The sequence below is a fragment of the Methylobacterium oxalidis genome (assembly GCF_007992195.1).
Classification (GTDB): Bacteria; Pseudomonadota; Alphaproteobacteria; order Rhizobiales; family Beijerinckiaceae; genus Methylobacterium; species Methylobacterium oxalidis.
On record NZ_BJZU01000331.1, the window covers coordinates 1 to 779 of the forward strand.

At 68.5% G+C, this 779-nt stretch carries 1 protein-coding gene; it reads right to left on the reverse strand.

What is annotated here, in order from left to right:
- The coding region (locus tag MOX02_RS30845) for an ATP-binding cassette domain-containing protein (RefSeq protein ID WP_244948471.1) at positions 1 to 764 on the reverse strand (764 nt) is incomplete at its 3' end.
- Positions 765 to 779 lie beyond the last annotated feature (15 nt).

Below are 779 nucleotides of genomic sequence, written 5' to 3' on the forward strand. Positions count from 1 at the left end.
CTGCGGCCAGCTCCCTGCCCGGCCAGCACCTCATCGCGCGGGCCGAAGGTCGACACCGTTCCGTCCTTCAGAACCAGGATGTAGTCCACCAGCGTCAGGATGTTGGCCTTGTGCGTGATCAGCACGCAGGTCGTGCCCCGCTTGGTCAGCGCCAGCAAAGCCTCGGCCAAAGCCGCCTCGCCCACCGCATCGAGGTTCGAGTTCGGCTCATCCAGCACAACGAGGGAAGGGTTGCCGTAGATCGCCCGCGCCAGGCCGATGCGCTGGCGCTGGCCACCGGACAGGGCGCTGCCGCCCTCCCCCACTTCCGTGCTGTACCCCTGCGGCAGTTGCTGGATCACCTCGTGCACACCGGCGAGCTTTGCCGCCTCGAGCACCGCCTCGTCATCGACAGCGCCGAACCGCGCGATGTTCTGGGCGATCGTGCCGGACAGGAGTTCCACGCTTTGCGGCAGGTAGCCGAGGTGCTGGCCCAGGGCATCGGCATCCCAGTGCTGCAACTCGGACCCATCAATGCGCACGCTACCGAGAGCCGGTGCCCAGATGCCGACCAGCGCCCGCACCAGGCTCGACTTGCCCGCCCCGCTCGGTCCCACCACGGCAGTCGAGGAGCCAGCCGGCAGCTCGAAGCTGACCTGACTGAGGATGAAGCGGCTCGATCCCGGTGCGGTCAGGGCGAGACCACTGACCTCAACGTGGCCCTCCGGCCGCGGCAGAGCCAAGCGCTGCGGCGCGGCTTCAGCGGCCCGGAACAGCGTCTGCAACCGGCCATAAGCCTG